Origin of the sequence: Collinsella sp. Sow4_E3 (assembly GCF_052116285.1) — a bacterium.
In the GTDB taxonomy this organism is placed as follows: domain Bacteria; phylum Actinomycetota; class Coriobacteriia; order Coriobacteriales; family Coriobacteriaceae; genus Collinsella.
In genome coordinates, this window is the sequence record NZ_JBQKLJ010000003.1 from 97,925 (window position 1) to 123,746 (window position 25,822).

The 25,822-nt window shown below is 56.9% G+C and carries 23 protein-coding genes; 6 read left to right on the forward strand and 17 right to left on the reverse strand.

Going from position 1 to position 25,822, the window contains the following annotated elements; genetic code table 11:
- Window positions 1-88: 88 nt before the first annotated feature.
- Both nrdD and ACTQ48_RS03560 read right to left on the reverse strand, forming a co-directional pair.
- Entirely contained in the window at window positions 89-2,311 is a 2,223-nt protein-coding gene (gene nrdD / locus ACTQ48_RS03555; protein ID WP_427718616.1) for an anaerobic ribonucleoside-triphosphate reductase, read from the reverse strand.
- A gap of 567 nt (window positions 2,312-2,878) precedes the next feature.
- On the reverse strand, window positions 2,879-3,061 hold the full coding sequence (locus tag ACTQ48_RS03560) for a hypothetical protein (RefSeq protein ID WP_154517425.1): 183 nt from the start codon (window positions 3,059-3,061) through the stop codon (window positions 2,879-2,881).
- A gap of 528 nt (window positions 3,062-3,589) precedes the next feature.
- Here ACTQ48_RS03560 and ACTQ48_RS03565 point away from each other — a divergent pair.
- Window positions 3,590-4,852 carry a tyrosine-type recombinase/integrase gene (locus tag ACTQ48_RS03565; protein WP_441570136.1) on the forward strand — a complete coding sequence of 421 codons (1,263 nt, stop codon included), beginning with the start codon at window positions 3,590-3,592 and terminating at the stop codon, window positions 4,850-4,852.
- A gap of 120 nt (window positions 4,853-4,972) precedes the next feature.
- Window positions 4,973-5,707, forward strand: coding sequence for a hypothetical protein (locus tag ACTQ48_RS03570; protein WP_441570137.1), 735 nt, complete (start codon window positions 4,973-4,975; stop codon window positions 5,705-5,707).
- Between the two features lie 141 nt (window positions 5,708-5,848).
- On the opposite strand, the gene ACTQ48_RS03575 is transcribed toward ACTQ48_RS03570, so the two are convergent.
- The 3 genes from ACTQ48_RS03575 to ACTQ48_RS03585 form a co-directional block, all read right to left on the reverse strand.
- On the reverse strand, window positions 5,849-6,814 hold the full coding sequence (locus tag ACTQ48_RS03575; protein WP_441570138.1) for an N-acetylmuramoyl-L-alanine amidase: 966 nt from the start codon (window positions 6,812-6,814) through the stop codon (window positions 5,849-5,851).
- A gap of 68 nt (window positions 6,815-6,882) precedes the next feature.
- Window positions 6,883-7,089: a hypothetical protein gene (locus ACTQ48_RS03580; RefSeq protein ID WP_441570139.1), complete on the reverse strand. Its 207-nt coding sequence runs from the start codon at window positions 7,087-7,089 to the stop codon at window positions 6,883-6,885.
- On the reverse strand, window positions 7,090-7,308 hold the full coding sequence (locus ACTQ48_RS03585) for a hypothetical protein (protein WP_441570140.1): 219 nt from the start codon (window positions 7,306-7,308) through the stop codon (window positions 7,090-7,092).
- A 150-nt stretch (window positions 7,309-7,458) separates the two neighbouring features.
- Here ACTQ48_RS03585 and ACTQ48_RS03590 point away from each other — a divergent pair, with 150 nt between their 5' ends.
- Window positions 7,459-8,649 (forward strand): hypothetical protein, encoded by a 1,191-nt coding sequence (locus tag ACTQ48_RS03590; RefSeq protein WP_441570141.1) that lies wholly within the window; start codon window positions 7,459-7,461, stop codon window positions 8,647-8,649.
- 40 nt (window positions 8,650-8,689) lie between these two features.
- Here the strand turns inward: ACTQ48_RS03590 and ACTQ48_RS03595 are convergent, their stop codons facing one another.
- From ACTQ48_RS03595 to ACTQ48_RS03650, 12 genes are all read right to left on the reverse strand, one after another.
- The gene (locus ACTQ48_RS03595; RefSeq protein ID WP_441570142.1) at window positions 8,690-10,081 is read right to left on the reverse strand and encodes a leucine-rich repeat protein; all 1,392 of its coding nucleotides are present in this window, start codon (window positions 10,079-10,081) and stop codon (window positions 8,690-8,692) included.
- On the reverse strand, window positions 10,081-11,562 hold the full coding sequence (locus ACTQ48_RS03600; RefSeq protein ID WP_441570143.1) for a hypothetical protein: 1,482 nt from the start codon (window positions 11,560-11,562) through the stop codon (window positions 10,081-10,083). Before ACTQ48_RS03600 ends, ACTQ48_RS03595 begins: the two co-directional genes overlap by 1 nt.
- Window positions 11,563-12,846: a hypothetical protein gene (locus ACTQ48_RS03605; protein ID WP_441570144.1), complete on the reverse strand. Its 1,284-nt coding sequence runs from the start codon at window positions 12,844-12,846 to the stop codon at window positions 11,563-11,565.
- Complete coding sequence (locus tag ACTQ48_RS03610; protein WP_441570145.1) at window positions 12,797-14,023, reverse strand: phage tail protein; 1,227 nt, start codon at window positions 14,021-14,023, stop codon at window positions 12,797-12,799. Before ACTQ48_RS03610 ends, ACTQ48_RS03605 begins: the two co-directional genes overlap by 50 nt.
- Window positions 14,023-14,745: a distal tail protein Dit gene (locus tag ACTQ48_RS03615; RefSeq protein WP_441570146.1), complete on the reverse strand. Its 723-nt coding sequence runs from the start codon at window positions 14,743-14,745 to the stop codon at window positions 14,023-14,025. Before ACTQ48_RS03615 ends, ACTQ48_RS03610 begins: the two co-directional genes overlap by 1 nt.
- Window positions 14,742-15,122, reverse strand: a complete 381-nt coding sequence (locus ACTQ48_RS03620; protein WP_441570147.1) for a hypothetical protein — start codon at window positions 15,120-15,122, stop codon at window positions 14,742-14,744. Before ACTQ48_RS03620 ends, ACTQ48_RS03615 begins: the two co-directional genes overlap by 4 nt.
- A complete protein-coding gene (locus tag ACTQ48_RS03625; protein ID WP_441570148.1) occupies window positions 15,119-15,448 on the reverse strand; it encodes a putative minor capsid protein in 330 nt (109 codons plus the stop codon). The genes ACTQ48_RS03620 and ACTQ48_RS03625 overlap by 4 nt, the downstream gene beginning before the upstream one ends.
- Complete coding sequence (locus tag ACTQ48_RS03630; protein ID WP_441570149.1) at window positions 15,448-15,846, reverse strand: hypothetical protein; 399 nt, start codon at window positions 15,844-15,846, stop codon at window positions 15,448-15,450. Before ACTQ48_RS03630 ends, ACTQ48_RS03625 begins: the two co-directional genes overlap by 1 nt.
- Before the next feature lie 2 nt (window positions 15,847-15,848).
- Window positions 15,849-16,727 (reverse strand): hypothetical protein, encoded by an 879-nt coding sequence (locus ACTQ48_RS03635; RefSeq protein WP_441570150.1) that lies wholly within the window; start codon window positions 16,725-16,727, stop codon window positions 15,849-15,851.
- 30 nt (window positions 16,728-16,757) lie between these two features.
- Window positions 16,758-17,210 (reverse strand): hypothetical protein, encoded by a 453-nt coding sequence (locus ACTQ48_RS03640; protein ID WP_441570151.1) that lies wholly within the window; start codon window positions 17,208-17,210, stop codon window positions 16,758-16,760.
- 101 nt (window positions 17,211-17,311) lie between these two features.
- On the reverse strand, window positions 17,312-17,527 hold the full coding sequence (locus ACTQ48_RS03645; protein WP_427795497.1) for a DUF3006 domain-containing protein: 216 nt from the start codon (window positions 17,525-17,527) through the stop codon (window positions 17,312-17,314).
- A gap of 11 nt (window positions 17,528-17,538) precedes the next feature.
- Window positions 17,539-19,002: a ComEC/Rec2 family competence protein gene (locus ACTQ48_RS03650; RefSeq protein ID WP_441570152.1), complete on the reverse strand. Its 1,464-nt coding sequence runs from the start codon at window positions 19,000-19,002 to the stop codon at window positions 17,539-17,541.
- A gap of 266 nt (window positions 19,003-19,268) precedes the next feature.
- On the opposite strand from ACTQ48_RS03650, the gene ACTQ48_RS03655 reads away from it, so the two are divergent.
- The 3 genes from ACTQ48_RS03655 to ACTQ48_RS03665 are packed head-to-tail and all read left to right on the forward strand — an operon-like array spanning window position 19,269 to window position 25,745.
- Complete coding sequence (locus ACTQ48_RS03655) at window positions 19,269-21,344, forward strand: type I restriction-modification system subunit M (protein WP_441570153.1); 2,076 nt, start codon at window positions 19,269-19,271, stop codon at window positions 21,342-21,344.
- Entirely contained in the window at window positions 21,344-22,660 is a 1,317-nt protein-coding gene (locus tag ACTQ48_RS03660; protein WP_441570154.1) for a restriction endonuclease subunit S, read from the forward strand. Before ACTQ48_RS03655 ends, ACTQ48_RS03660 begins: the two co-directional genes overlap by 1 nt.
- A 4-nt stretch (window positions 22,661-22,664) precedes the next feature.
- Window positions 22,665-25,745 carry a DEAD/DEAH box helicase family protein gene (locus ACTQ48_RS03665; RefSeq protein WP_441570155.1) on the forward strand — a complete coding sequence of 1,027 codons (3,081 nt, stop codon included), beginning with the start codon at window positions 22,665-22,667 and terminating at the stop codon, window positions 25,743-25,745.
- Window positions 25,746-25,822 lie beyond the last annotated feature (77 nt).

The following is a 25,822-nucleotide window of genomic DNA, read 5'->3' on the forward strand; positions in this document are numbered from 1 at the left end:
GCCAGTGGCGCCTCCGTCGTGAGCCAGGACTGTCCGAAATAGCGAGTAAAGGTCCGGGGCCTCGCTACGGGGCAGCCTGGGATGGTTATTAGAGATGCAGCACGCGGTCGCGGATCTCCTCGGTTCGACCCTGGTTCCAGAACTGGGTACCGATGTAGCCGCACGTGCGACGGGCGACATTCATCTTCTCCTGGTCACGATTGCCGCAATTGGGGCACTCCCACACCAGTTTGCCATCGTCCTCGACAATGCGAATCTCGCCGTCATAGCCGCACACCTGGCAGTAATCGCTCTTGGTGTTGAGCTCAGCGTACATGATGTTGTCGTAGATGTACTGCATTACGCGAATGACCGCCTTGAGGTTGTCCTGCATGTTGGGAACCTCAACGTAGGAGATAGCACCGCCCGGCGAAAGCTGCTGGAACATGCCCTCAAACTTAAGCTTGTCGAAGGCATCGATCTCCTCGGACACGTGGACGTGATAGCTGTTAGTAATGTAGCCCTTGTCCGTCACGCCCGGGATAATGCCGAAACGGCGCTGCAGGCACTTGGCGAACTTGTAGGTCGTCGACTCAAGCGGGGTGCCGTACAGCGAGAAGTCGATATCGCTTTCGGCCTTCCACTCGGCGCACTTGTCGTTCATGTGCTGCATGACGGCCATGGCAAACGGCGTGCCCTCCTTCTCGGTGTGGCTGTGGCCCGTCATGTACTTGACGCACTCATACAGACCGGCGTAACCCAGGCTAATGGTGGAATAACCGCCCACGAGCAGCTTGTCGATCGTCTCGCCCTTCTTAAGGCGCGCCAAGGCACCGTACTGCCAAAGAATCGGCGCAGCATCCGAAAGCGTGCCCATCAGGCGCTCATGACGGCACAGCAGGGCACGGTGGCACAGCTCAAGACGCTCATCGAAGATCTTCCAGAACTTGTCCATGTCCTGATGCGAGCTCAGCGCAACATCGGGCAGGTTGATGGTCACAACACCCTGGTTAAAGCGACCATAGTACTTAGGCTTGGTCGGGTCATAGTTCAGAGCGTTGGCGACATTGTTAAAGCCGTTGCCCGAACGGTCGGGCGTCAGGAAACTGCGGCAACCCATGCAGGTATAGCAATCGCCGTTGCCGGCGGTCTCGCCCTTAGACAGCTTGAGCTCGCGCATCTTCTTCTCGGAGATGTAGTCGGGCACCATGCGCTTGGCGGTGCACTTGGCGGCGAGCTTGGTCAGATAGAAGTACGGCGAATCCTCGCGGATGTTATCGTCCTCGAGCACGTAGATGAGCTTGGGGAACGCCGGGGTGATCCACACGCCGGCTTCGTTCTTAACGCCCTCATAGCGTTGACGAAGCGTCTCCTCCACAATCATGGCAAGGTCGTGCTTCTCCTGGGGCGTACGGGCCTCATTGAGATACATAAAGACCGTCACGAACGGCGCCTGGCCATTCGTGGTCATAAGGGTCACGACCTGATACTGAATCGTCTGGACGCCGCGACGAATCTCATCGCGCAGGCGTTCCTCAACGACCTCGCGAACCTTCTCGGCAGATGCCGAAACACCGAGCTCCTCAAGCTCGCGAGCAACCTCGCCGCGAATCTTTTGACGGCTCACCTCAACGAACGGGGCGAGATGGGTCAGCGAAATAGACTGACCGCCGTACTGGGAGGAAGCAACCTGGGCGATAATCTGCGTCGCGATGTTGCAGGCGGTCGAGAAGCTGTGCGGCTTCTCGATCAGCGTGCCCGAGATAACGGTGCCGTTCTGGAGCATGTCCTCCAGGTTCACCAGATCGCAGTTGTGCATGTGCTGGGCAAAGTAATCCGAATCGTGGAAATGGATCAGGCCCTCATTATGGGCATCCACGATCTCCTGGGGCAGCAGCACGCGTTGGGTCAGGTCCTTGGAAATCTCGCCGGCCATATAGTCGCGCTGAACGGAATTGACGGTCGGATTCTTATTGGAGTTCTCCTGCTTAACTTCTTCGTTATTGCACTCGATCAGCGACAGGATCTTGTCGTCGGTCGTGTTCTTTTGGCGCTTCAGGCTCTGAACATAACGATAGATGATGTAGCGGCGAGCGACCTCGTAGCAGTCGAGACGCATGATCTCGTCCTCGACCAGATCCTGGATCTCCTCGACCGATACGGTATGGCCGGCCTTCTCACATGCCTCGGCGACGTTTTGCGCCGCGTAGATCACCTGGCGGTCGGTAAGACGAGAGCCCTCCTCGACCTCCAAGTTGGCGGCGCGAATCGCATTGACGATCTTATCGATGTCAAAGGCAACCTCGGTGCCGCTGCGCTTGATGATCTTCATCCTCTTGCCTCTTTCGCGTCGTAATCCCATTGCGCTTCAGAGCCAAACGATGCCTGGCAGGGCTTGTCCCTGTCTTGCGGCGCCGTCGCGCAATCTGTGTTCTCGATAAACCATAGGTCCTCATGCGGACAATCCTCGCGGCCGATCAAGCGGCTCAAAGGCGTGTCCAAATGGGACGAACAAGGTCTTCGTTCTCTGTCCGCTATCTATCATACGACAAAGACGCCTCTATATCCTGTATTCTTTTTTTAGGTCAAACACAACATATAGTGTTTCAGCAGGTCAAAGCAATTGGTCATTTTACAGACACATTAATTATGAGGGTTTCTTGGCAAGTCGGTAAAACGTTACCAACGCGGCTACCTGCAAGGCAGTTATAAAACCCCCTCGTCAAGCCGCCGACAAATCCTATCAAAACCAAGCCGCTCACGCGAAAAGAATCCAAAAGATTATGCTTGACCAACATGTTGCGGTCGAATGCCGGCGGACGGAGCGACGGGGCTGCAAACGCTCGGAAGACTACAGCCCCGGCACCCCGTCCGCCGGCATTCGATAGGCGAGGGGCTATTAGTTCTCTTCGCGAGCTATCATGCGGCCGAGAGCCGCTGTAAAGGGATCGAGCAGCACGCCGGCGATAACCACAAAAGCCCACCCCTTTGTGACAAGGCCCGCCCAGCGCGCGAAGAACGTACGGCCTTCAATCGTTCCGAATCCTCCCTGGAAGGCAATCTCGCCAAAACCGATCACCATAAAAGATTGCGCGGGGGTCAACCATGGAAACGCGGGCGACGTGCACGGTTATGATCAAAATAATCATCTCCCACGAGACCAAGAGGCCAATAACGACAAATTATGCTGGGCAGCAAATGCAACGTGAAAAAGCGACCGAGGTCGATAATTTGACGGCATATTATGTGTGTTTATAACAAAACAGTCCAGAAGCAAAGCCTCTGGACTGCGAACATTTGGTGGGCGTTACAAGATTTGAACTTGTGACCTCTTCCGTGTCAGGGAAGTAACCCGCGTGAAAATGACGCAACCCTTGGAAATTAGATACAACGACAGACCACTTTACCTGCAATTTTGTCATAAGGCAAGAATGTATAGCAAAGCTCGGTAACATATAGGCCAACACATTTGGCGGCGATTTGGCGGCATGCCTTGGCGGCATCGCGTAAACCTTCAAGGCTCTCGCTTTATGCAGTGACGTCCTTTCGCTATCCATCTATGGCTCCGGGGCCTCCGAACCGCACCAAGGCAGAGAGGCAAAAAACAGGTATGGAATTCGTTCGCTTTACAAACTGTCACCTCAGAAAAAGGAACAATGAGTGGATTGGAGTAGTCCGCTACAAGGACGATGCTGGTGAATGGAGATCCAAGCAGAGGACGTTTCCCGGGCAATCGAAACGCCAAGCCAAGGCCGCACTCGAAGAATGGCGCAATGAACTCGAGGAGGCATGGGCACTCGATCAGGGCTTCGATGTCTCAACGTATCAATCGGTCGAGGTATACGTCCGCAAGTATCTCGACAACCTACAAGAGACAGGCGCGAGGGCAAGGTCAACCATGGCAACCTACCGACATATGCTCAAACACCTCGAGCGCAACCCCATCGGCAAAGTGCCCTTCAGGGACCTCGAGCCGAAACAGGTCGAGGAATGGATGATCTCGCTACGCGAGGCTGGCAAGTCCCCTGCCACCATCCAGAAGGCATACAACGTCCTACACGGAGCCTATGCACAGGCCGTCGAGCGCGGCCAGCTCCCTTATGACCCCATCGCGAGCGTGTCCAGACCAAAAGTCCCCGCCACCAAGCGAAACGCGATCAAAAAGAGCGACTGCTCAAAGCTCACCTCATATCTCGACTTGGTCGACGAGTCTCCTGTCAACATGTCCATCATCCTCGCACTCTACACTGGCATGCGCGAGGGCGAGATCTGTGCGCTACGTTGGAGCGATATCGACTTTGACGACAACACCATCACGGTCATGCGCTCAGTCGCCCGCGACGACGGCGTGACATATATAAAAGAGCCCAAGGGCAAAAAGCCGCTTCGAACCATCCCCATTCCTGCAGTCCTCAGGAAGCACCTTCTCAGCCGTAGGGAAATCATGCGAGACGAGTGCGAAACCATGATCGTTCCGTTCAAGGAGTCGATGTACGTCACGGGCAAGCCGAGTCTGTCGCCCAAAGCGTACGAAGACCCTCATCAAGTCTGGCACGGCTGGAAAACGGTAGCATCCTCGCTGGGCCTCAGGGGCACGATGGGCAAAACGCCGACGTTCCACGACCTACGCCATACCTATGCGACCATGGCCATCGCGGAGGGGGCAGATATCAAGAGTGTTCAGACCATCCTGGGTCACGCCAAGGCCCAGACCACACTCGATATCTATGCGGATACAACGAGCGAAGCCATGCGCAAGACCGCAGATCTAACCGCCGGCGCGCTCCGGGCACCCTCGGTCTCCTCGTTCACAACAAGACGCGAATCACCCTCCCAAGAAGTGAGACCACTAGGGAAGCACTTCGCGGCATAGTCCACACCGCTCGGCGATTTAATGCGCATTAAATTGTTGTACAACCGCACAATATAGCCCGTGGGAGCTGAGCCCACGGGCTACGAACAACCCATTAAGATGATGTGAAGAAGGCAAGTAATGCGATGGGAAAGCTGGAACTTCGAGCTTATAGAGACTCAACTCAGGCTTTACGCCGACGTCAACGAGCTTGAATACGACAGCAGCCACCCCCTTGCAATATTGCCCCCAAAGGCACCTCAGGAGGCCCTCAAGCGCTGCGGCATGAGCTATGCCGAGGTTGCCAAACTAGCCTGCGTCAACTATGCAACAGTGACAGGATGGTTTAACCCCCGCAGAAACCCAACCAGGGCAACGGTGCGCAACGGGATATTCCCGGCACTTTGTGAGGGGTGTCTCAAGATGGCGACCAAGGCACAAAACGAAAGACCGGAAAGTCGCCTCATAGCCAGACGGGTATTTGCGCTTCTCACCACCGGCTCAGCAAGGACGCCGGAGGAAGCTGCACGCGAGCTCGAGTTGGCACGAGAGCGCTATAACCGCTCGGCAATAAGCTATGCCGCCAATGCGCTCACGGAACACGATCTGGCCAGCATAGCCCATAGCGCTCTGGGGTTCCTAAACCTGCACCAAAAAGACGCGCAGAAGAGCGTACCTAAACTCAACGCGTCTACGTTCAAGCAGGAGAGTACCGAGGCGGTCGAGCAGCTTCAAAATGCAACCGACGCCATGAACGTGGCGAGTTGGAAAGCGCAACTTGAAACTCTAAGCCTGCCTGAGCTCCAGCGCTGCCGGGAGGAGCTCGAACTCACGATAGCTTACAGAAGTGCTATGAGCGAGCCGCCCGTGGAGTAGGCCATTTTCACTTTATATAAGTAAGGGCGTTGGGACTTTCCAACAGCAAAAACGCGTCCTTGGGCTTTTTAAGGGCCCAGGGCGCGTTTTGCCATTGAAAAGCTCGTGCACGGGCGATCTATCCCCATGCCGGCAGATCGTCTAGCTCAGCATCTGGTTCACACGCCGCTGCACTACTTCATAACGATCCCCCAGGGCATTCCGGCGCGCGGCCCCGGTGCCATATTCCCCGCGGATCACGGCGCGCGCCAAAGCGTCCACGTCATAGCTCGCGACGCCGTCCCCGGCCAAAACCAGATAGTCGTTGGCCTCAGGCTTGCCCGTGGGTTTTCCCACAGCAGCATAGAGTGTAGTTCCGCCCCGGTGCAGGCGCCCCCAGATCCATCCATCAGCGGTCGTGTACCAAGAGTCAAGCAACACGGTCTCGCCCTCACGCAGCGTGCCAGTCACGCGTCCGCTCAGGCTCGGAGCCGTGCGCAAGTTCAGTGCGTGCACCGTGCATCGATATGTCCCACCCGCAAAGCCGGAATCATGGCCGCCAGTCGCCTGGGCATTCATGCGTCCCGCCACCGCAGTCTTGAACTGTTCCCATGAGCGCCCATAGACCGCAAAGTACCCGTCAGGGTCCGTATGATCCGACCCGCCCCAGCGACGAGAGCAGTCTTGATGCGAGACCAGCTGTCCGATACCCCAACCACGCCCGTGCAGATAGTCGGCACACCAGGCAACGGCCTCGTCCCACTGGCGCTCAAAGGTTCGGCGATCGGTGGCATGCGTGAGTTCAATACCCACGCAGCGCGAGTTGCCGTTGCCCACATGCCAGGCCACCGTGTTATCCGGCTGTGTGTGGTAAACCGCGCTGCCGTCCAACTCCATAACATAGTGCGTCATGCACACCCAGCTCGCGGTGCGCCGCCAGTAAGTCACATGATTAGCCGCGCTCGCACCGGCGTTCCCCGTCTCATGGACCGCCAAAAATGTCGGCGAGCAGGCACCATGTCCCTGAGATACGATCGCCTCGCGACTCTCGTATGCTTGCGCCGGCGTGGCAAGCGCCATGGCAACAGCCAACACGGCAAGCCATACAGTCAACTTCTTGTTCTTCATAGACCTCCTTACAACAAAGGCGCCATGGCCGTAAGCCATGACGCCCCTGGGACAGACTGGATCACCTCCTAGGCCGTACCGCCCGAGTCAAGTTCGGCCATCACCGGCGAGAGCACGGCCATGACAAGGGCCACGACCAAGGCTCGCCAGGCAGGGTCCAAAACAACTTGGCCAAAGATCAGGTCGATGTTGGCGACGATCACGCCCAAGATGCCCTGGACGATGGTGCGGGCCAAACGCCACTGCCATTCGTTCGACTTCAAAAACTGTTCCATCTACTCCGTCCTTTCGCTCAGGGACTTAACGTCGTGCTTCATAACTGCCACGTCCTGCTCAAGCCTGTAGGTGCGCTCAATTAGGTTGTTGTGCTTCTCGACACGCTTCGAGAGCAAATCGATCTTGATCTCCATCACCGCCCGGTTACGGGAGTTGGAGCACAGCACGCCTACGAGCGTGACGACACCGCCGATAAGAGCAACAACAATCGATTCCAAGCGACCTCCTAACGTCTTTCATCAGGACAATCATCGCGGACGGTCACAAATAACCGCTCACGAGAAAAGAGAGCCGGGGTCTGAATGAAAGGTCATTGGAGTGTTAGCATTTCCCAATGTCGGGAGGAAACTGAAAAAGGATGCTTCGTTATGAAAAGGATGACAATCTGCTTGTTGAGCGTATTGCTAGCTCTTGTCGTGCTGCCTGGCTGCGGAAACACAACTGTAAGCAGTGGCTCAAGCAGCGAATCGGGTACTGTCGATGGCGCTAAGTACCTCTCTTCGTGTCGCTTCACTGAAGATGAGTCCTATGGAGGAGTTTATTTTTCAGTGCCCAAGGACTGGGAAGAAGAAATGTCGACCGAGGGTGAATTATTTTTGACTTTTAGCGATGATTCGACTCGTCTGGGAACCATAAGTGTCAAGACTGCCCTCCACGGTCAAACCTGTGATGCACAAACTGCTTGGGATAATTTCTTTTCCTCAGGAACTTGCGAGGATTATGACTCCGAAAGTAAAAACGGAATCGAGCTCAAATACGCCGCATATCAATCAGAGGAAATGAACGTCTTTGTTGCATATACGCAAGATCCAAATTCCGATAAAGGCTTTATCCTTTCGATGTCGTTTAACAACGAATACACAAACACGAAGGACCAAAACACTTTCTTCAATCGGTTTACTGATACCCTTTCGTACAATCCAGCAGAAACGACTGTCGATTACAAGGATTGGTGGGCAAGCAAGCAAGGCTCGAGCCAGTCGACGACCGCACAAGCTCAACCAAAGGGCTTCGCTGAAGCGACTCTCGCGCAGCTAGGCACCTTCGACGAGGCCACCATGACGGGCACCGGAGATGGCGTAGTCGATATCCCTTCACCTGGCATTCCGTGCCTCATGGAAATCCATAACAGCGGTTCCAGCAATTTTGCCGTGCACACCGTTGATGCGTCTGGCGAAAACGTGGATTTGCTCATCAATGAGATTGGCCAGTACGATGGCGTCGTAACCGACTATACGGACTACGCTACGCCGACGATGCTGTCGATTCACTCGAGCGGAAACTGGAGTGTGACCTTCCGCCCCATGTCATCGATGCAGAAGCTCGATAACGGTGCCCAATTATGGGGCGATAACGTTGTTTATATCGATGAAAGCTCTTTGTCCAAAGTCAGCATTGTCAATAATGGCGAGAGTAACTTTGTTGTAAAAGCCATTGGAATGGATAAGTCCGATCTCCTAGTCAATGAGATTGGCAACTACACGGGAACAGTTATCTGGAATCAGCCTCAATCGTTCTTCATCGTCCACTCCAGTGGGCAATGGACAATTTCCTGGTAGCCAACCGGCCCCGCCCATAAGGACGGGGCCTTTTTCATGCCTAGCCCGCCGTCAGATACCCGTGTACCGCGGCGGTATCAATGACGGCCATGGCGCCCGTCACCTTGCTGCTACTCCATGCGGTACCGGCACCGCCGACCAGCTTGCTGCAGCCGCCGAACGTCTGGGACCCCGGAACGCTCGCCCAGGAGATTCCCGACGGAAGCGCCCAATTCCGATCAACGGTAATCGTTTCCAGCATCGGACAGGTGTTAAAGGTGTAAAACAAACTGGCCAGATATGCGGAGGCCAAGCCCCTCAGGTCTAGCTTCTGCATCATTTGGCAGTTATAGAAGGTATATCGCATGCTTCCGACGCGCCGCAGATTGCCCAGGCCGCTCATGGACGTGGCGTTATAGCATCCGTAGAACCAGTAGTCCGTATTCCAGACCAAATCCTCCGGCATTGTGAGCTGAGCGATCGTCACGCTTTTCACGTTCCTTGCCCCCAGGCCCCAGGGTAACGCGCTTCCAGTGGTATACCGAGCCTGCGCGCATATGCGCCGCTTTTCCGTGATCTTACGGGCGCCCTCGATCGGCTCATCATTCCCAATCTCGACACCACCGTCCTCGTACAGCGCACCCCACACCCAAAAACGCGGGTCATTCTCCTCCGAATGGCAAAGGACCCCTTTGTCCCCGTAATTGAGAACGGCTATGCCATCGGTTGACGAAGCGGCATATCCGCGCTCTCCCACAAGGCGGTAGCATCCGTTAAAGGCGCCCGAGGCAGAAAGAATCTTACTCGAGTCAAATGTTGTCGCAAAAATAGATTCCAGACTGTTGCAGCCGCTAAATGCGCTCGTGAAGTCCGTAATCTCGCTCAGGTTCTCAAATCCATAGATTCGCTCGACCGCATACATAGCCTCAAAGAGGTTGCGGATGCTGGTCACGCCCGTCCGCTTAAACGTCGCGTCAATTACGACATATTTCATAGATTTACGAACGCCATACCACGGACGGTCGCGGTAACTCTCATAGCCTCCCGTCTGCACCGGCCAGCTGCCCTTGCTCGTGCCATGGTTTTTGGGCACAGAGTCAAATCGCCCCAGCCAAAGACACCCGTCCTCGAACAGCACGGCTCGGGGCGACTCGGGATTCGCCCAGGATAGCGCCAGAATCGCCGCCGCCATGTCACCGGGCTTATAGCGCACAGTCTCGCCGTTCTGCTCGCGAATAGCATTCGCGAGGTCCTCAAATACCGTCGGCTGAAGATATCCGTGGGACTCACCATGAAACGGCATTTTATAACCGCTGCCGCTCTTGATACCGTTAAGCGCCCTAACCTCTTTGGCGAAATCGATGGGTTTAATGAGCTTCTCAGTCCCGTTTTGCTCACGAATTGCGTTAGCAATATCGAACAGAATTCGGGTGTAAATCCTTCCGATCGCCATCAGGAAGTCGCCCCACTCTGAATTTCGGCAATCCTTCGGTTGACATAATCTACGGTCGCATAACCAGAAAGGTTGGGCGGTTTGGAGCCGAGCCTTGCAAAGCACTGCAGCACGCACCTTTTACTATATGCATCCGGATTATCAATGCTTATGACAGAGCAGATGCAGCCCGAAGACCACATAATCACACGGTCGTAGAGCTTAACGAAATAGCCATCGACGGTCGCCTCATACTCCTCGCCCGCCTCCATGGGGATCCCTTCGATAAAGTGGACTTTACTACGTGAGTCAGCCACCAGGTCAACTGTCACCATGTCATAAGACGATCCTGGACTATATTCAACGTTTCTTACCACCGCGAAACGCCCGGAGCCATCGTGGAGAATGTCACCTGTTGTAATAAGTCCTTTTTCTTCTCTAAACGTCACCGTTCGCTTCGAGAATTCCAGGCCTGATTCGCCCATGTTTACGATATTCGGCGCGCGTTTTCCTTGAAGGTCTGCCTCACTGGTTCCGCTTGCGCTCGTCACGCGCAGGATGGTCCCATCCCATTCATGGGTGACACTCGTCCCGTCATTGCCATCTAGGCCAGCCGGGCCCGCGGGGCCACGCAGGTCGACTCCGCTGGAACCACTTGCGCTCGTTACATTCAACGTGGTCCCGTCCCAGGAATGGATAATGTCAAAGCCGTGCTCTCCCTGGGGACCGGTATCGCCCTTCTCACCCTTGGCTCCGGGATCGCCCTTCTCGCCCTGATCGCCTTTTTCTCCGCGCTCCCCCTTATCGCCCTTTTCGCCGCGTTCGCCCTTTTCGCCCTTGGGCCCGCGCAGCACCGTCGCAGACTGCACGCCCGCAGCCGTCTCAACCTTGATAACCGGGGCGCCCTCGCCACCATCCTCGATGGTCACCACAGGGCTCACGCCGTCCCTGCCCGGAGGACCCTGTTCGCCGGCGGGACCCGTCTCTCCCGGCCGCCCGTTAAAGTTGCCCTCGGCAGCGTCGCGACGCAACTGCTCGGCCACCTGCAGAAGCTCCCCGGTGGCATCCTCATAGCGCTTTACCATATCGACGAACAGCGTAAAGCCGTCGCCGGCATCCACGCCCGCGACAAGGTCCTCCTGAACGCGGACAAGGAACGTGCGGCTCGTGATGGTCCCGCCCTGGGCATACGACAGCACCAGCTGGCACTCAACGACACCCTCGAAATTCGCCATGGCGCGCGGCCAGTAGATCGCCTTGCGGCCCGCCGCGGCATCCATGCTAAAGAGCTCCTCGCAGCCGCGTTTGCGGGCCTGGCGGTGACGCCACAGCAGATAAACATGGTGCTCACTCACATCCAGCGGCTCTGCGCACAAGGTGATATCCACTGCAACGCCGCGCCCCTTATAGTCGGCCGGCGAGGCGATCAGCTCGCCGCCCGTGCAGTCGCCGCAAAGCTCCCAGCTCATCTGCTGCAGAGCGAATTCCTTCAGTTCGGCCATTTAAAACTCCTTGGTGCCCAGATCGGTTATCGAGTTGAATTTCTTGTCCACGTAGTCCTTGGTCGCAAAGTCACCGGTAACGGAGCCGCCGAACTTTGCCACGACCTTCAGCTGCGCCAGCTGGCTCTTGCCGTCGACCATGGGGCCTTCCTCGACTACGACACCGATGCATCCCGTATCCAGGGAAAACACGTAATCGCCCTCGCGAACAAATAGCCCCTCGACAGGGATATAGCCCTTGGCGGTCGTTCCTACCGTCTCATCGAGCCCCCTGCACACCGCAATGCCCAGCCCGCGAAACGCGCCGATGAGCGTCATCTCAATGGTGCGCCAACCAGGAGACTCCTCAATGACCTGCGTCACTTCGGCGACATTGCGATATCGGTCGATAATCCAATCACCGACAAAATACTGTCTCGACTTAGTTTTAAAGGTCGCCTTCCCTGTCGCGTCGAAGCTGAACTTTTCGGTCGACTCGCGTGCCAGCTGCGGCGTGCGCCCGTCTTTGCCGGTCGCACCCTTTTCGCCGCGGTCGCCCTTAGGCCCCATGGGGCCTTCCGGTCCCACCTCGCCCGGCTCGCCGCGATCGCCCTTTTCGCCGCGCAAGCCGCGCAGCATCGTGGCGCTTTTCGAGCCGTTCGCATCGGTCACCGTCAGGGTCGCCGTGCCCTCGGCGTCAATCGCGATATCAACAAGCGGCGTAAATCCAGCCGGCCCCTGGGGCCCGGGCTCTCCCTGCGGCCCCTGCTTGCCGTCGATACCCGGCTCACCGGGCGGCCCCGAAAGCCCTCCTGCCGCGGCCTCCTTGCGCAGCTCGTCGGCAAGCCCCAGCATCTCGCCGGCCGCATCCTCGTAACGACGAATCGCCTCGACAAACAGGGTGTACCCGTCTCCGGGGTCGGCATAGGCACCCAGGTCCTCCTGCACGCGGACCAAGAAGGTGCGGCTCGTTAGCGTCCCGCCGTCAGCAAAGTTCAGCATCAGCTGGCACTCCACTGTGCCCTCGGCGCGCGACATAGCCTTCGACCAGTACACGGCGCGGCGCGACTTCTCGGCATCGGGGGTGAACATCTCGATGCACCCGCGGCGACGCGTCACGCGGTGGCGCCAGATCAGGTACACGCGGTGCCTCGTCAGGTCGTAGGGAACCCCGTCCTCGGTTACGTCAACGATAATGCCGCGCCCGTTGCAGTCGGCGGGGCTCGCCACCAGCTCGCAGCCGGTACATTCCTCATCAAGCTCCCAGCTCAGATGCTGTAGGCCGCACTCCTCCAAAGGTGTCATCAAAGGGCTCCGCTCCACTCGTAACGGTCGGGACCCCAGCATTTTCGGTGCCTGTCACAGGGTGCAGCGCCACCTCCAGCTCGGCATTCGTCCTCCATGTCACGGTTCCCATGTCCACGAGCGTCTCCACCGCATCGACGCCCATCGTGCGCACACGGCGAATTACACGGGCCTTCAGCTCCCACACTGGCGACTTTGTGGTGTCGGTGATTTGCACTCGGTCGCCCAAGCCAATCGGCTCGCCATCCGCTACCAGGCAGGCGTTTGCTTCATAGACCACGCGGGGCTGCGTCAGCTTTTGCAGGGCGTTTTCCGCTTTTCGCTTTAGCAGGTTCGGGTTCGTCTCGTCCGGGTAGAACACCTCGCCAAAGCGATGGACCCTTGTATCGCCCACCTTAATGCCCCAGCGCTCCAGGGCGTCCCCGTCCTCCACGTATTTGCAGTTATAGGTGCCTTCGGACCCCGGCACGGTGGCGTTCTCCATGGTCAAGCGGCGCATGTAGCCACCAGTGAAGTCGCCGTTGTCATCGATAAGCGGCATGCCCATTCCCCAACCGTAGAGTGCCGTGAACACTTCGGTGTCGAGCAGGGTCCTGCGACACCAGGTCAAGTTCTTGCCATATACCAGCCGCACGCCGCGGTCGTCTCCAATGCCGCCCGATTTCATGCGCACGCGGCGGGACCTCACGCCCTTGGCATCCGCCGTGATAACTGGCTCAAATTCGACCTCACCCTCTATCTCCAGCTTATGGAGCGCGTCAAGCGCATTCATGTGATAGATCAGGCCGGTCATGAGTCCGCTGTCCTGCGCGACAATAGCGCCCCAGCGTTCAGGGTAAAGCTCGCCCAATACATCGGGCACGGCGTTGTAGGCCTTGGCCTGCTCAAAGCGCAACTCCTCGATGTATGCGGCCTTAAAGTCGCACAGGCTCGTGCGCGCAATAACCTTGGCGCCGGCAATGCCCATGTCCTCGACAACGCTCACCACCACGTGCTCGCGCCAGCGCCCGTCCTGCGGATCGCGCCACAGGATTCGGTCGTATTTTTCTGGCATCTCCTCACACCAGAACTCTATGGTGTCGTCTTCCAGCAGCGCCTCAGTATGGACCACAGCACCTAGGGGATGCAGCAGCCCGAGACGTCTGTCATCTCGGTCAAACCAAAAGAGCGTCGGCATTACAGCCACCTCTCATGGAACTCACAGCTCACAAGCGAGCAGGCACGAAGGCTCAGGGCATGCTCGCCAGGCGACATCCTAAAGAAGCTGCTCGTGAGCGACATCCTCGCGTCAGCCACCTCACCGTTCACAGTCACCCTGCCGGTAACGGAATCGAAGACGACGATGTCCCCGTTTCTGGTCGGATCCAAGAAGGTCAGAATGGCATCCCCATCCAGGGAGATCGAGAACGTCTTGCTCGCAACAGCCTCCACCGTCACCACCGGGCTCGTCGGCCAGGTGCCGCCGACCGTAAACGAGAGGTCGCGCACGCTGCGAAGCGGCCCGTAGGCCACCGGGTCGTGCACCGTGAAGGTCACCGTGCAGGCACCGTCTTCCATCAGCTCGTCCCAGGCAACGCCCTCGGTTACTATGCAATCGCGGTAGGTCAGATCGGGTTCCTCGGGTAGCACGAGGCTCCCCGCCTCTACAAGCCAAGCGGCCAGCATATGGCGCGTCCTGCTCAGTTCAGCCGCATCCATGCGGCGGTCACTTCGCAGCATCAGCCGCACCTTGATCTCAGTTGGCTGCATCTGCCCGCTAACTAAAAGGGCGCCGGGGCGCCCTGGTATCGTTCTGGTTTTCGGAATGGAGCAGATCGAGGGTGGAAGCACCGTCTTTGCGGTGCAAATCTCGCCAAAGTCATGCCCGCGAAAGATAATTGACTTCACATGCCACCTCACACCGTTTCGCAGGTCAGGCGGGCATCGACACGCCAGATAAAGTACCCGCCGCTGTCGGTGCCCCTATACGAGGGCATCCCGGCGACCACGCCCAGCACGTCTACATCCTCAGCATCCAACCCGTGCCAGTCCTGCTCGTTCAGAGCGCGTGAACATAGGCGAGCGCGGTGGTATCCCTCCATGGCGCCCTCGGCAACCACCAGCACCGGCACCAAAGCCGTCCAGCGACCCGCGTGTTTGCCCTCGGCAATCTGCTCAAACTCAGCAGCCTGCACAACGATTGGCGTCGCGCAGGTCCTGCGAGCAGGCGCCGCGGTAAACACGTCTTTAATATCCGCGGCCCCCAGCATGGAGGCCACGACATCCATAACGCTCACGATAAGGTCAGCTCCCAGTGGTGGCAGGTCCCATCGCTATCCTCAAAGCGTCGGCACTCGCGCACCAGATAATCCATGCCGCGGCACTCGACGCGGCTCCCGACGGGAATCTCAAACGCGCCTACGCTATTGACGCGATCCACATACATCAGCCCGCCGCCTGTACTCGAACGGTGGCCATCCTCACTCACCACGTCCACGGTCTGCACGCGCACGCAGCCCAGCGGGCGGCCGCCCTTAAAGCCGCCCTCGCCATCGGGCACGCGCACCACGACGCAGTCACGCAGCATCGAGCGCGGAATCGGACTCAAACCCATAAACGCCATCAGCCCAGACCTCCAAACAGGCAGCCGGTACCAAAGAGCTCACGCGTGGCGGCGGCACTTGCCTCCTCGCGCGAGGTCGTCTCGCGGTCCTCCAGGTAGCGGCTCACCTTGTAATCGCCCAGCGAGATAGCACCCTTGCGGTCCTCGTCCCACTCATAGAACGCCTCGGCGGCAGCGCAGATGGCACGCTTCCAGCAGATCACGACGTCGGCGGGAGCACCCGAAAGGTCGGGGTTGCCCGCCATCCACTTCACGTGGCGCTCAGCCTGCGGCAAGATGCGCGCGAACTCCTCCGCGCCCATCTCGCCACCAAATTCGTCCTGGTAGAAGATGTAGTCAACCGCGCCCACCGAGCACGTGCCCGAGCAGATGACCGGACGGCTGCACTGGTGCGCCATCCTTAAGCACCAACACTTGCGAACACGCCGTCCAGCTTGTTGTCGAGCAGCTCGACGATGCCGTACTTGCGGTACTTGCGCATGTAGGAGTCCAAGTTCTCAAGCTCGTCGGGGCTAAACACGCGGCCGGCAACATGCTTGTCGAACTTGATCACGGCAGATTTCTCCACCACGAGGAAGTTCAGAGCCTTGCCCTCAGCATCCTTGGCGTAACCGAACTGGTCACCGTCGCCCGTGTTCAGCTTAATCTTCGAGTAGAAGCGGCCTTGCGGCACCTCGACGATCTTGGCAAAGCGCGTCAGCACGTTCTTGGAAAGCGTCGGGTTCAGCGTCGAGTAATCATCGAGCAGACCCTTCAGCGTCGGCGTGATGAACAGATAGCGGCTCTCGCGCGTGACTTCCTTCTCGTCCATGGCGTTGGTCACGGTGCGCAGGTCGCCCAAGACGTCAGCGGCCTCGGCGGCGCTGTAGTCCTTGGTCTCCTTGGTCACGCCGGTATGGCCCGCGATCTCGGAGAAGGTGAAGGCATCGCCCTCGGGTGCCACCTGCGTGCGCTGCAGCTCGGCACCGGCAGCGACAAAGCAGTCCAGAACGCCGGCCTCCTCGACGTCCATCACGTCGGCAAGCAGGCGGATGCCGCGGTCATAGTTGAACGTTTTGGTCTCGTACTCGTAGGTGATGGCACCGGTCTTGTAGCCCTGGTTGCGCGTGTAGTCACCAAGGCCCGTCACGGAGATCTTCGGAATCATGATCTCCTTGGCGTTGCGGCCAGCACGGGCCATGCGGCGCGGCGAGTTCAGGCACGTGGACAGCGCCTCGCGCTTATACACCTCATCCAGGATGGTCGTATAGTTTTTGATAGCAGCAATCGTATTAGCCAAAATAGCCTCCCATCAGGGCATCTTCGAGCCCTATTCACCCAGTCCGGCAACCTCGCGCCAGTGCTTCAGCTGCTTCTCGCTATCCACGGCAGCGCCGGCACTCGGCAGGCCGGTCTTGCCCTTGGGCTTGGAAACTTGCTGTGAAGTAACCTGTGAAGTCTCAAACAGCCACGGCTCGGCGGCTTTCAGCGCGTCGACGTCGCCGTCATGGTCATCAAGCAGGGCTTGCGCGGCCTTCACGTTGCGAGCACCGGCTAGTCGCAGCTTAAAGTCCACGTCCTGTGCGGCCAGACGCTCCTCCAGCTCCTTGATGCGCGCTTCGGTCGCATCGGCTGCGGGTGGCGTTTCGTCTTCGGTCTCGGCGTCGCCGGAACCGTCCTCAACATCCTCGGGCGCGGTCTCGTTCAACGGCACCTCTTCTTGCCCTTCTTGGTCTTCCTGCGTCTCGTCGATCGTCTCTTCGCCATTGGCCTCAGCTCCCATGGATACCCTCCATAACCGGGCGGACCGACACAGAAAAAGGCCCGCACCCCAAACAATTCGCGTTCAGGGTACGGGCCTGTCACAAGGTAGCCGTGTTGTTATCAGTGTTTAAAGAGTGAAGCCATTAGATCGGCATTGGCTTTCAGGCGCTCAGCCTTTGCACCGTCGTCTTTCACCCATGCACCGGGTCCGCCTTCATAGACATCGCCCTCGGCACAGCCCTCAGGCATCTCGGCGAGTGGCACGTCCATAAACTTGGTGCCGTCGACCTCGAGTACCGCCATATCGCCTTCAATGCGATCAACGATTGCCTGCATATCGTCCTCCCTTAGGGGTTGCAGACGCCACAGGGGGCGTATCCTTGAGCCTGAGCCTGTGACTTCGTCATTTCGGTCAAACTTTTACTGCGTGACGTGGTGCGACAACCGGGACGATGGTATTTACTTCCCGTTGGCGTAATCACAACCGTCGTGTCGGCACTGGGATCAGCCGCTGGCGCAGCTGGCGCCGGCTGAGCGGGAGCTGCCTGCTGCTCGGCGGTTCCGCTCGATCCGCCGCCGCCCGAGCCAATACCCTGAGAGTCGGCACCGGAATCCTGGCTCGCGGCCTCAATGGTGCCTTCGGTAGCTGTCGAAGCCGTAACATCCTTGCCGTTCGAGACGACAGTAACCGTGCCATGGACGTAGGTGCCGTACACCTGCGCGCCGACGGAAGACAAGGCGTCGAGAACGACCTGAGTCGGATGCCCATAGGAGTTCTTGCCATACGAGAGTACGGCAATCGTAGGCGTCAGCTTCGCCGCAAGAGCGCTGCTCATTCCTGACGCGCTGCCATGGTGCGAGACCTTCAGCACGTCAACGTGTCCATCAACGCAACTGTTCTGAGCCTCAACTGGCGCGTCTCCCGTAAAGAGGAACGTATTCTGGCCGTAGGTAACCTTAATAACAATCGAATAGGCGTTGTCCTCGGAATAACTCGCCCCCTGCTGCGGCCACAGGATATCAATCGAATAGTTCTCGCCCGTCGCAATCTGGCGCCCCGCGTAGGCGGGCTCGATGCCCATACCCTTATTCGAGATACTCGTCAAAAAGCGCGTATAGGTCTGCGTGGGGCTGTTCGCTTCAGGCGCCCAGATGGAGCCGATATCCATAGAGGAGATAACGCTATCGAGTCCACCGATGTGGTCGGCGTCCGGATGCGTAGCCACCAGCCAATCAATCGTCGGTCGACCATCCGCCCTCAGCGTCGCCATCACGATATCGGCCTTGCCCCGCGGCGTGTCGATCAGCATCGTCTTGCCGTCGGGGAACTCGATAATACTGGCATCGCCCTGGCCAACGTCGACAAACTTCACGACCAAGTCTGTCAGCGTAACAGGTTCCGGCTCGGGTTCAGGCTCAGCGACAGCAACCGGTTCAGTCGAAGACTTTTTCTTAGCCTTGGATTTCTTCGGCTTGGCCTTCTCAATGGCAGGCTGTTCAGATGAAACAGAAGTGCTGCCGCCGTCAAGCGCGATTCCGACACCGATAATGGCGAAAAACACTGCGAAGGAAGCAACTGCCCAGACAATTATCTTGCGTATATCCCGCTGCTTTTGCCGTCGTTTAATCTCTCGATGGCGTGACAGAGGTTTCCATTTCGGCGGTAGAGGCTCATCAAAGGTCGGCTCGACAAAGTCCTTAACCTTCGATGCAGCCTTGTCCACAAAGCCAGACGGACTGGAAGCCTTTTGCGGCTCAACGGTCCGTTCCGGCTCAGCAGGCTCCTTTTTCTTCTTCCCCGGCAATTTCACAGCACAACCCTTTCCATGCCTTGAAAGGGCACCGCTCGGTGCGGATGCCCCGCTTTTGATACAACAATAGTTGCCCACGCCATCGAATTCATTACTCCAAGGCAACAATCATCCTAATCATAGGCTCATCTGGGATTGACTTCTTAGGCGCCAGCTAATAATCGGCCAGCGGCTGATCGTGCTATGGACCAGCATCATCAATACGTCCCGGCAAATTGATACAATCTGGAACAGTTACAGTAGCCCCTCCACGCTTGGAGTATTCCATGCCAGAAACACCTTCAGTGGCCAAACAGGTCTCCACCGTCTTCAGCATCGCACAGACTCTTCGTGGCACCTATCAGGCAGACAAGTACCGCGACGTCATTATCCCCATGGTCATCCTGCGTCGTGTCGAATGTGCCCTCGCCAAGACCAAAGACGCTGTCTGTGAGGCATATGAAGCAAATCCCAATATTGCCGAGGCAGTGCTTCGTCGAAAGTCTGGCCATGCTTTCTACAACACCAGCAGGTGGACGCTGTCGAAGCTACTCGGTGATCCGGCAAATCTCGACAAGAACCTACCGACCTATATCGATGCCTTTTCCCCCAATATCAAGCAGATCTTTACAGATCTGGATTTCAAAAAAGACATCAAGAAGATGCACAAGGGCTCAAAGCTCACGGGAGTCGTTCGTAAGTTCTCCGAGCTCGATCTCGACCCGGAGAACGTAAACAACATCGCCATGGGCTATATGTTCGAAGAGATCATCCGTCGCTTCTCTGAAAACGCTGAGGCAGGCGACCACTACACCCCGCGCGAGGTGGTACGCCTTATCACGCGCCTAGCGCTTGCCGAGGGATGCGAAGACCTCAAGGAACCCGGCAAGGTTATCAAGGTCGGCGACTTCGCGTGCGGCACGGGCGGCATGCTCTCTACTGCCAAAGATGAGCTTGCAAAACTGTGCCCCGAGACCGATGTCTACCTCTACGGGCAGGAAATCATTCCCGACACGCACGCCATCTGCCTTGCCGACATGCTCATCAAGGGACAGCGCGCAGATAACATCCGTCAAGCAGACACCATGAAGGAAGACTGCTTCCCTGAGGACAAGATGCGTCTCGTGCTCATGAATCCGCCCTTCGGCCAGCCGTGGGGCGGAAAAGACGCTGGCGACGGCGTGGAAAAGGCCGTCATGGAAGAGTCGAAGAAGGTTAGCGGACGTTTTCCTGCGGGCCTGCCTGCTAAAAGTGATATGCAGTTGCTTTTTATGCAGCACGCCATTTATAAGCTCAGCGAGTCCAACGGTCGAGCTTGCATCATCTCTAACGGTTCGCCGCTCTTTTCTGGAGGCACATCCTCTGGCGAGTCGCAGACGCGGCGCTGGCTTCTCGAGAACGACTATGTTGAGGCCATTATTGGCCTTCCAGGAGACCTCTTCTACAACACAGGCATCGGCATCTACGTTTGGGTGCTTTCCAAAAACAAGGCCCCAAAACGCCACGGCAAGGTGCAACTCATCGATGCCACAGGCAAGTGGGAGCCAATGCGTCGTAGCCTCGGCAACAAACGCAAGCAAATCTCCGATGCACAAATCTCAGAAATCGTGAAGCTCTATACCGACTTTGAGGAGGGCGAGCTCTGCCATATCCTTCCCAACGAGGAATTCATTTATAAGGAGTACACGGTCAAGCAGCCACTTCAGCGTAGTTATCAGATCACAGCAGAACGTGTCGAGGCGATGGCAAACGCCAAGTTTAGCGACAACGTCCATAATCCCGCTAAGCTAGAGGAGCTTGAACTCATCGATGAGGAGGACCTCAATTCAAAAGATCGTGCCAAGCTTGAAAGGCTCAGGAACGCTGAGCTGATCTTCCAGCGCATGATCACCTTACTGCTAGACAACACCATGGACAGCTCTACGCAGGACTATAAGGAATTTACAAAATCGGTAAAAACCCTAATCGAGGCACTGCCGCCATTCTATGAAGGCGAGACAGCAGCCCAGCGCACCTCAGTCGTAAAGAAAGTCGTCGATGCTATGTCCGAAATGGACAAGACCGCACCGCTGCGCCACAAGCGAGACGGCTCCATTGAATACGACGACACCACCAAAGACACCGAACTTGTCAGGCTCTCCGAGGACGTGGACGAGTACTTCGAACGTGAAGTCTATCCCTACGTGCCGGATGCCAAATGGTTCGACGAGGAATCCGACAAGATCGTGAAAACCGGTGCCGAAATCCCGTTCACGCGCTACTTCTACAAATATGAGGCACCCGAATCTTCTGAACTGCTTCTCGAGAAATTCAACGAACTCGAAACTCAACTTCAAGATCAGCTCAAGGAGCTGATGGCGTAATGTCAAAAGAATACATAGGAACCTTGTCAGGGGACTGGCGCCTTGAACGCCTAAACAATGTTGCTAACCTCTATGGGCGTATAGGCTGGCAAGGACTCACGGCAGACGAATATCAGGACGAGGGTCCTTGGCTTGTTACTGGCACGGATTTTCAAGATGGCAGGGTAAACTGGGATTCTTGCGTTCACATAAGTGATAAGCGATGGGAAGAGGCTTGGCAAATTAAATTGCAGCCGGGCGATCTGCTGATAACCAAGGATGGAACCGTTGGCAAGCTTGCTATAGTAGAAGATATGCCTGGAAACGCCTCGTTAAACAGCGGAGTTATGCGAATAGTCCCGTTGAACGATACCGATTATTCTGTCAAGTACTTGTATTACGTCCTGCAAACCGATGTCTTCACTGAATGGTTTAAAGACATCAACGCAGGAGCGAGCACGATACAGCATCTATTTCAAAAAGATTTCAAACACTTTGTGTTCCCGCTGCCATCTTTAGCTGAGCAGAATGTCATTTCCGCGAGACTTGATGAAAGCTGCGGACGACTTGATAAGGCAATCGCCAATCTTGAGACACAGCTTAAGACCCTCACATGCTACCGCTCCTCCGTCATCCATGAAGCCGTGACTCGAGGCCTCGACTCGACCGCCAGTACCAAGCCTAGCGGTATTGGCTGGATTGGAAATATCCCCACAGGTTGGAACCTGACGAAGCTGCAGCAAATAGCCTATTTGAGAGCACGTTTGGGCTGGAAAGGGCTAAAGGCAGATGAGTATGTTGAAGAAGGTTATCCACTCTTTTCCGCTTTCAACATCCAGAATAATATGTTGGTTCAAGCGGAGTGCGATTATATTAATGAGCAGCGCTACAAAGAATCACCTGAAATCATGCTTTCCGAAGGCGACGTCCTCTTGGTCAAAGACGGTGCCGGATATGGCAAACACGCCTATGTGCAGAGCCTAGAAAGGCCTTCTACAGTCAATGGCTCGCTAGCGGTTCTTACCCCAAAGAACGTTGTTGAAGGGCGTTACCTTCATTACTATTTTGATAGCGAGGTCTTTAAGCATCAGGCGCGAATGTTGATGACGGGCATGGGCGTCCCGCACCTAACCCAGCATTTTCTCAAGAATATCTTACTTCCTTTGCCACCAAAACAGGATCAAATCGATATCGCCGACTACCTCGACGCCCGCACCGCCGCCATCGACGCCGTTCTGGAAACTAAGCGCAAGCAGCTCGATATCCTCAAACGTCGTCGCCAGTCCCTCATCTACGAGTACGTCACCGGCAAACGCCGCGTGACCGAGGAGGCATAACCTCATGCCCGAGCAACCACAAGACACAGTCCTCGAACGCCGCGCCCCCATGGGCCGAAACGCCCTCAAGGAAGTCAACCTTCAGGAAGTCGTGATCGAGCATCTCGTCAAGGACAACGGCTACACCCGCCGCACGGCAAAGACGAGCTACGACCCCGTTCGCGCTATGGACGTCGACGTACTGTTTGACTTCCTGAACCGTACGCAGAAAGAGGAAATGGACAAGCTCCACGCCCTCTACAACGGCGGTTCGCGCGAGACCATTCTCGCCAAGATCGTCGCGGCTATCGGCAATCGCGGCCTCGTGGATGTCCTCTGGAACGGCGTGCCCTTCGATGCCGGTATCGAGCTCAATCTCGTATATCCGCGCCCTTCGGCTGCTTTCGACAGAAAAGCCATCGACCTCTTCGACGAGAACACCCTCTCGGTCATGGACGAGGTCTACCACAAGGAAGACGAACGCATCGACGTCGTCATCTTCCTCAACGGCCTCGCCATCTTCACCATCGAGCTCAAATGCGAGTCGTCGGGGTCAGGCTGGACGTACGAAAACGCCATATCGCAGTACAAGTTCGAGCGCGACTGCAAGACGCGTCTGCTCATGCCCAAGGTCGGTGCCTTGGCGCACTTCGCCATGGACCTGCATCAAGTCTGGGTATGCGCGGAACTCAAGGGCGGCGCGTCGAAGTTCCTCCCGTTCAACAAGGGTGTCCGCTCAGAAGGTTCGCTACACGAAACGAGGGCCGGCAATCCCGTACGCCGCGACAGCATCGCAACGGCATACATGTGGGAAGAGATCCTCACCAAGGACACCATCTTCACCCTCATCTACGACTTCATCTATTACGCGCGCAACCGCGAAACCAACAAGAAGAAGGACGAGAGGCCCATCTTCCCGCGCTATCAGCAATATCGAGCCGTCACCCGCGTTGCGGAGGACATCCAAAAGAATAAGACCATGCGCGACTACCTCGTCGAGCATAGCGCTGGTTCCGGCAAGACCAATACCATTTGCTGGCTTGCCCACAAGCTTGCTGGAATGTTTGCCGAGGGCGAGGACGACCTGCTATTCAACAAGGTCCTCATCGTCACCGACCGCATCGTCGTTGACAGGCAACTCCAGGCAGCAGTGCAGGACATGGCCAAAGTCTCAGGCACCATCAAGGTTATCGACTCCAAGGGCCAGTCCGACGAATACGGCGAGACAAGCAAATCGGGCAAGCTCGAGCGAGCTCTCTCGGGTGGGTACCGCATCGTTGTGTGCACCATGCCCACATTCCTAAACCTCGATCACGGCATCTTCGACGGTACGGGCTCCCGCTTCGCCGTACTCATCGACGAGGCCCATGGCTCAACCTCAGGCGAGACCATGGCCGCGGTCAACGGCGTCCTTTCCGACGTCGGCGAAGAGGACGAGGTTCCCACATCGGTGTCGGACATCATCGCCGATGATATCGCACGTTCAGGTCGTCAAGAAAATGTCACCATCATTGGCTTCACTGCCACGCCCACGGGCAAGACGCTCGACATGTTCGGCACGCTCAACGCACAGGGAAAGAAAGAAGCTTTCGACCTCTACTCGATGCGCCAAGCCATCGAGGAGGGCTTCATCCTCGACGTCACGTCCAACTACACCACATACGATTCTTTCTGCAAGGTGGTCAAGTCCATCCCGGATGACCCCGAACTCGAGTCAGCAGCGGCAAAGCGCCAGCTTGCACACCTAATCGCAACCAATGATGGAACCGTACAGGGCAACCTTCGCGTGATAGTTGACCATTTTCTCCAGAAGGTCCAGGGCGATCTCGACGGCAGGGCCAAGGTAATGATCGTCACCCCGAGCCGCGAAGCAGCCGTGCGCTACCGCCTGGCCTATGATTCACTGCGTAACAACAACATGCAGAAACTGGGACATGCACAGGCGCTCGTCGCATTCTCTGGTGAAGTGACGGTCGATGGCGAGAAATATACCGAGCGCGGTATGAACGGCGGTCTCGAAGAAGATAAGCTGCCGGAGCTGTTTCACAAGAACGACTATCGCGTTCTCATCGTCGCAAACAAGTACCAGACGGGCTTTGACGAGACGCTGCTTTCAGCGATGTATGTCATCAAGAAGCTCCACGGCCTCGCCGCGGTGCAGACGCTCTCGCGCCTCAACCGTATCTGCCCTCCCTACGAAAAGCGTCCCTATGTACTCGACTTCGTCAACGACTATGAGGACATTGCCGAAGCGTTTGCTCCCTACTACGAAAATACCGTGCTCGAAAACCCCCTCACGTATGCCGACCTCAAGGAAACTGAGAGGCACCTCGAGGAGCTCAACGTTCTCGACGCCGACGACATCCGTGCGTTCTATAAGCTCCTCGCTAAAGAAAGGCAGACGGCTAAGGACAAAGAGCGCATGTGGGGTCTTCTGGGCACCGCAACGGCGATTGTTCGGGAAATGGAGGAGGAAGAGGCCGACAGGGCCCGCAGGATCATCCGACATTTCATCCGCCAGTACGCGTTCCTTATCATGGCATCGCCCTTCACCAACGAGTACATGCACATGGAATACCGATTCTGCCAGTACCTCATTCGCGAAATCGCAAAGGCAGGAACGCATGAGCCCGGCATCGACATCTCGGATAAAGTCACGTTCTCGGACTTTCACGTATCGAAAAACGGCGAGCACATCAACCCGAAAACAGGTAAAAGCGATCTTGTCGCCTCGCCGGAAGTTTCGGTAGCAAGAGGCATCGGCATGGGGCTCACCCATGATGTAATGGAGAGCCTTTCCAAGATCATTGCCGACTGGAATGCTCGGTATGGCACAAGCTTTGACGATGAAGTCGCCGCCAGCTCGCTCATCTCGCTGCGCGGAACCCTTCGCACGAACGACCGCATCAAGCGCAGCGCGAAAGCTAACAGCAAACAGGACTTCACGAACACCGTGGACGATCAGACCGAGGAGGCTCTGGTCGAAAACTACGACAAGCACCAAGAGTTCTACAACTTCCTGCTCAACCATCAGGAAGTTCGCAAAGACCTCGTCCACCTACTCGTAGACGACCTCTACAACGGCTTGCATTCCCAGGACAACTAAGCGATTAGTCCGGGCTGAGTTTTACCCCTTCGCCCGGACATACCCACGCAACCCTCACACCACGTTCGCTTTACAAA

Bases quoted from the DNA above. Each gene is read 5' to 3' on its own strand.
- ACTQ48_RS03590 (WP_441570141.1), top strand. From the start codon at position 7,459: ATGAAAAGGATGACAATCTGCTTGTTGAGCGTATTGCTAGCTCTTGTC.
- ACTQ48_RS03560 (WP_154517425.1), bottom strand. From the start codon at position 3,061: ATGGTGATCGGTTTTGGCGAGATTGCCTTCCAGGGAGGATTCGGAACG.
- ACTQ48_RS03595 (WP_441570142.1), bottom strand. From the start codon at position 10,081: ATGGCGATCGGAAGGATTTACACCCGAATTCTGTTCGATATTGCTAAC.
- ACTQ48_RS03565 (WP_441570136.1), top strand. From the start codon at position 3,590: ATGGAATTCGTTCGCTTTACAAACTGTCACCTCAGAAAAAGGAACAAT.
- nrdD (WP_427718616.1), bottom strand. From the start codon at position 2,311: ATGAAGATCATCAAGCGCAGCGGCACCGAGGTTGCCTTTGACATCGAT.
- ACTQ48_RS03605 (WP_441570144.1), bottom strand. From the start codon at position 12,846: ATGACACCTTTGGAGGAGTGCGGCCTACAGCATCTGAGCTGGGAGCTT.
- ACTQ48_RS03630 (WP_441570149.1), bottom strand. From the start codon at position 15,846: ATGGCGCACCAGTGCAGCCGTCCGGTCATCTGCTCGGGCACGTGCTCG.
- ACTQ48_RS03625 (WP_441570148.1), bottom strand. From the start codon at position 15,448: ATGGCGTTTATGGGTTTGAGTCCGATTCCGCGCTCGATGCTGCGTGAC.
- ACTQ48_RS03580 (WP_441570139.1), bottom strand. From the start codon at position 7,089: ATGGAACAGTTTTTGAAGTCGAACGAATGGCAGTGGCGTTTGGCCCGC.
- ACTQ48_RS03660 (WP_441570154.1), top strand. From the start codon at position 21,344: ATGTCAAAAGAATACATAGGAACCTTGTCAGGGGACTGGCGCCTTGAA.
- ACTQ48_RS03575 (WP_441570138.1), bottom strand. From the start codon at position 6,814: ATGAAGAACAAGAAGTTGACTGTATGGCTTGCCGTGTTGGCTGTTGCC.
- ACTQ48_RS03610 (WP_441570145.1), bottom strand. From the start codon at position 14,023: ATGCCGACGCTCTTTTGGTTTGACCGAGATGACAGACGTCTCGGGCTG.
- ACTQ48_RS03570 (WP_441570137.1), top strand. From the start codon at position 4,973: ATGCGATGGGAAAGCTGGAACTTCGAGCTTATAGAGACTCAACTCAGG.
- ACTQ48_RS03665 (WP_441570155.1), top strand. From the start codon at position 22,665: ATGCCCGAGCAACCACAAGACACAGTCCTCGAACGCCGCGCCCCCATG.
- ACTQ48_RS03645 (WP_427795497.1), bottom strand. From the start codon at position 17,527: ATGCAGGCAATCGTTGATCGCATTGAAGGCGATATGGCGGTACTCGAG.
- ACTQ48_RS03655 (WP_441570153.1), top strand. From the start codon at position 19,269: ATGCCAGAAACACCTTCAGTGGCCAAACAGGTCTCCACCGTCTTCAGC.
- ACTQ48_RS03600 (WP_441570143.1), bottom strand. From the start codon at position 11,562: ATGGCCGAACTGAAGGAATTCGCTCTGCAGCAGATGAGCTGGGAGCTT.
- ACTQ48_RS03640 (WP_441570151.1), bottom strand. From the start codon at position 17,210: ATGGGAGCTGAGGCCAATGGCGAAGAGACGATCGACGAGACGCAGGAA.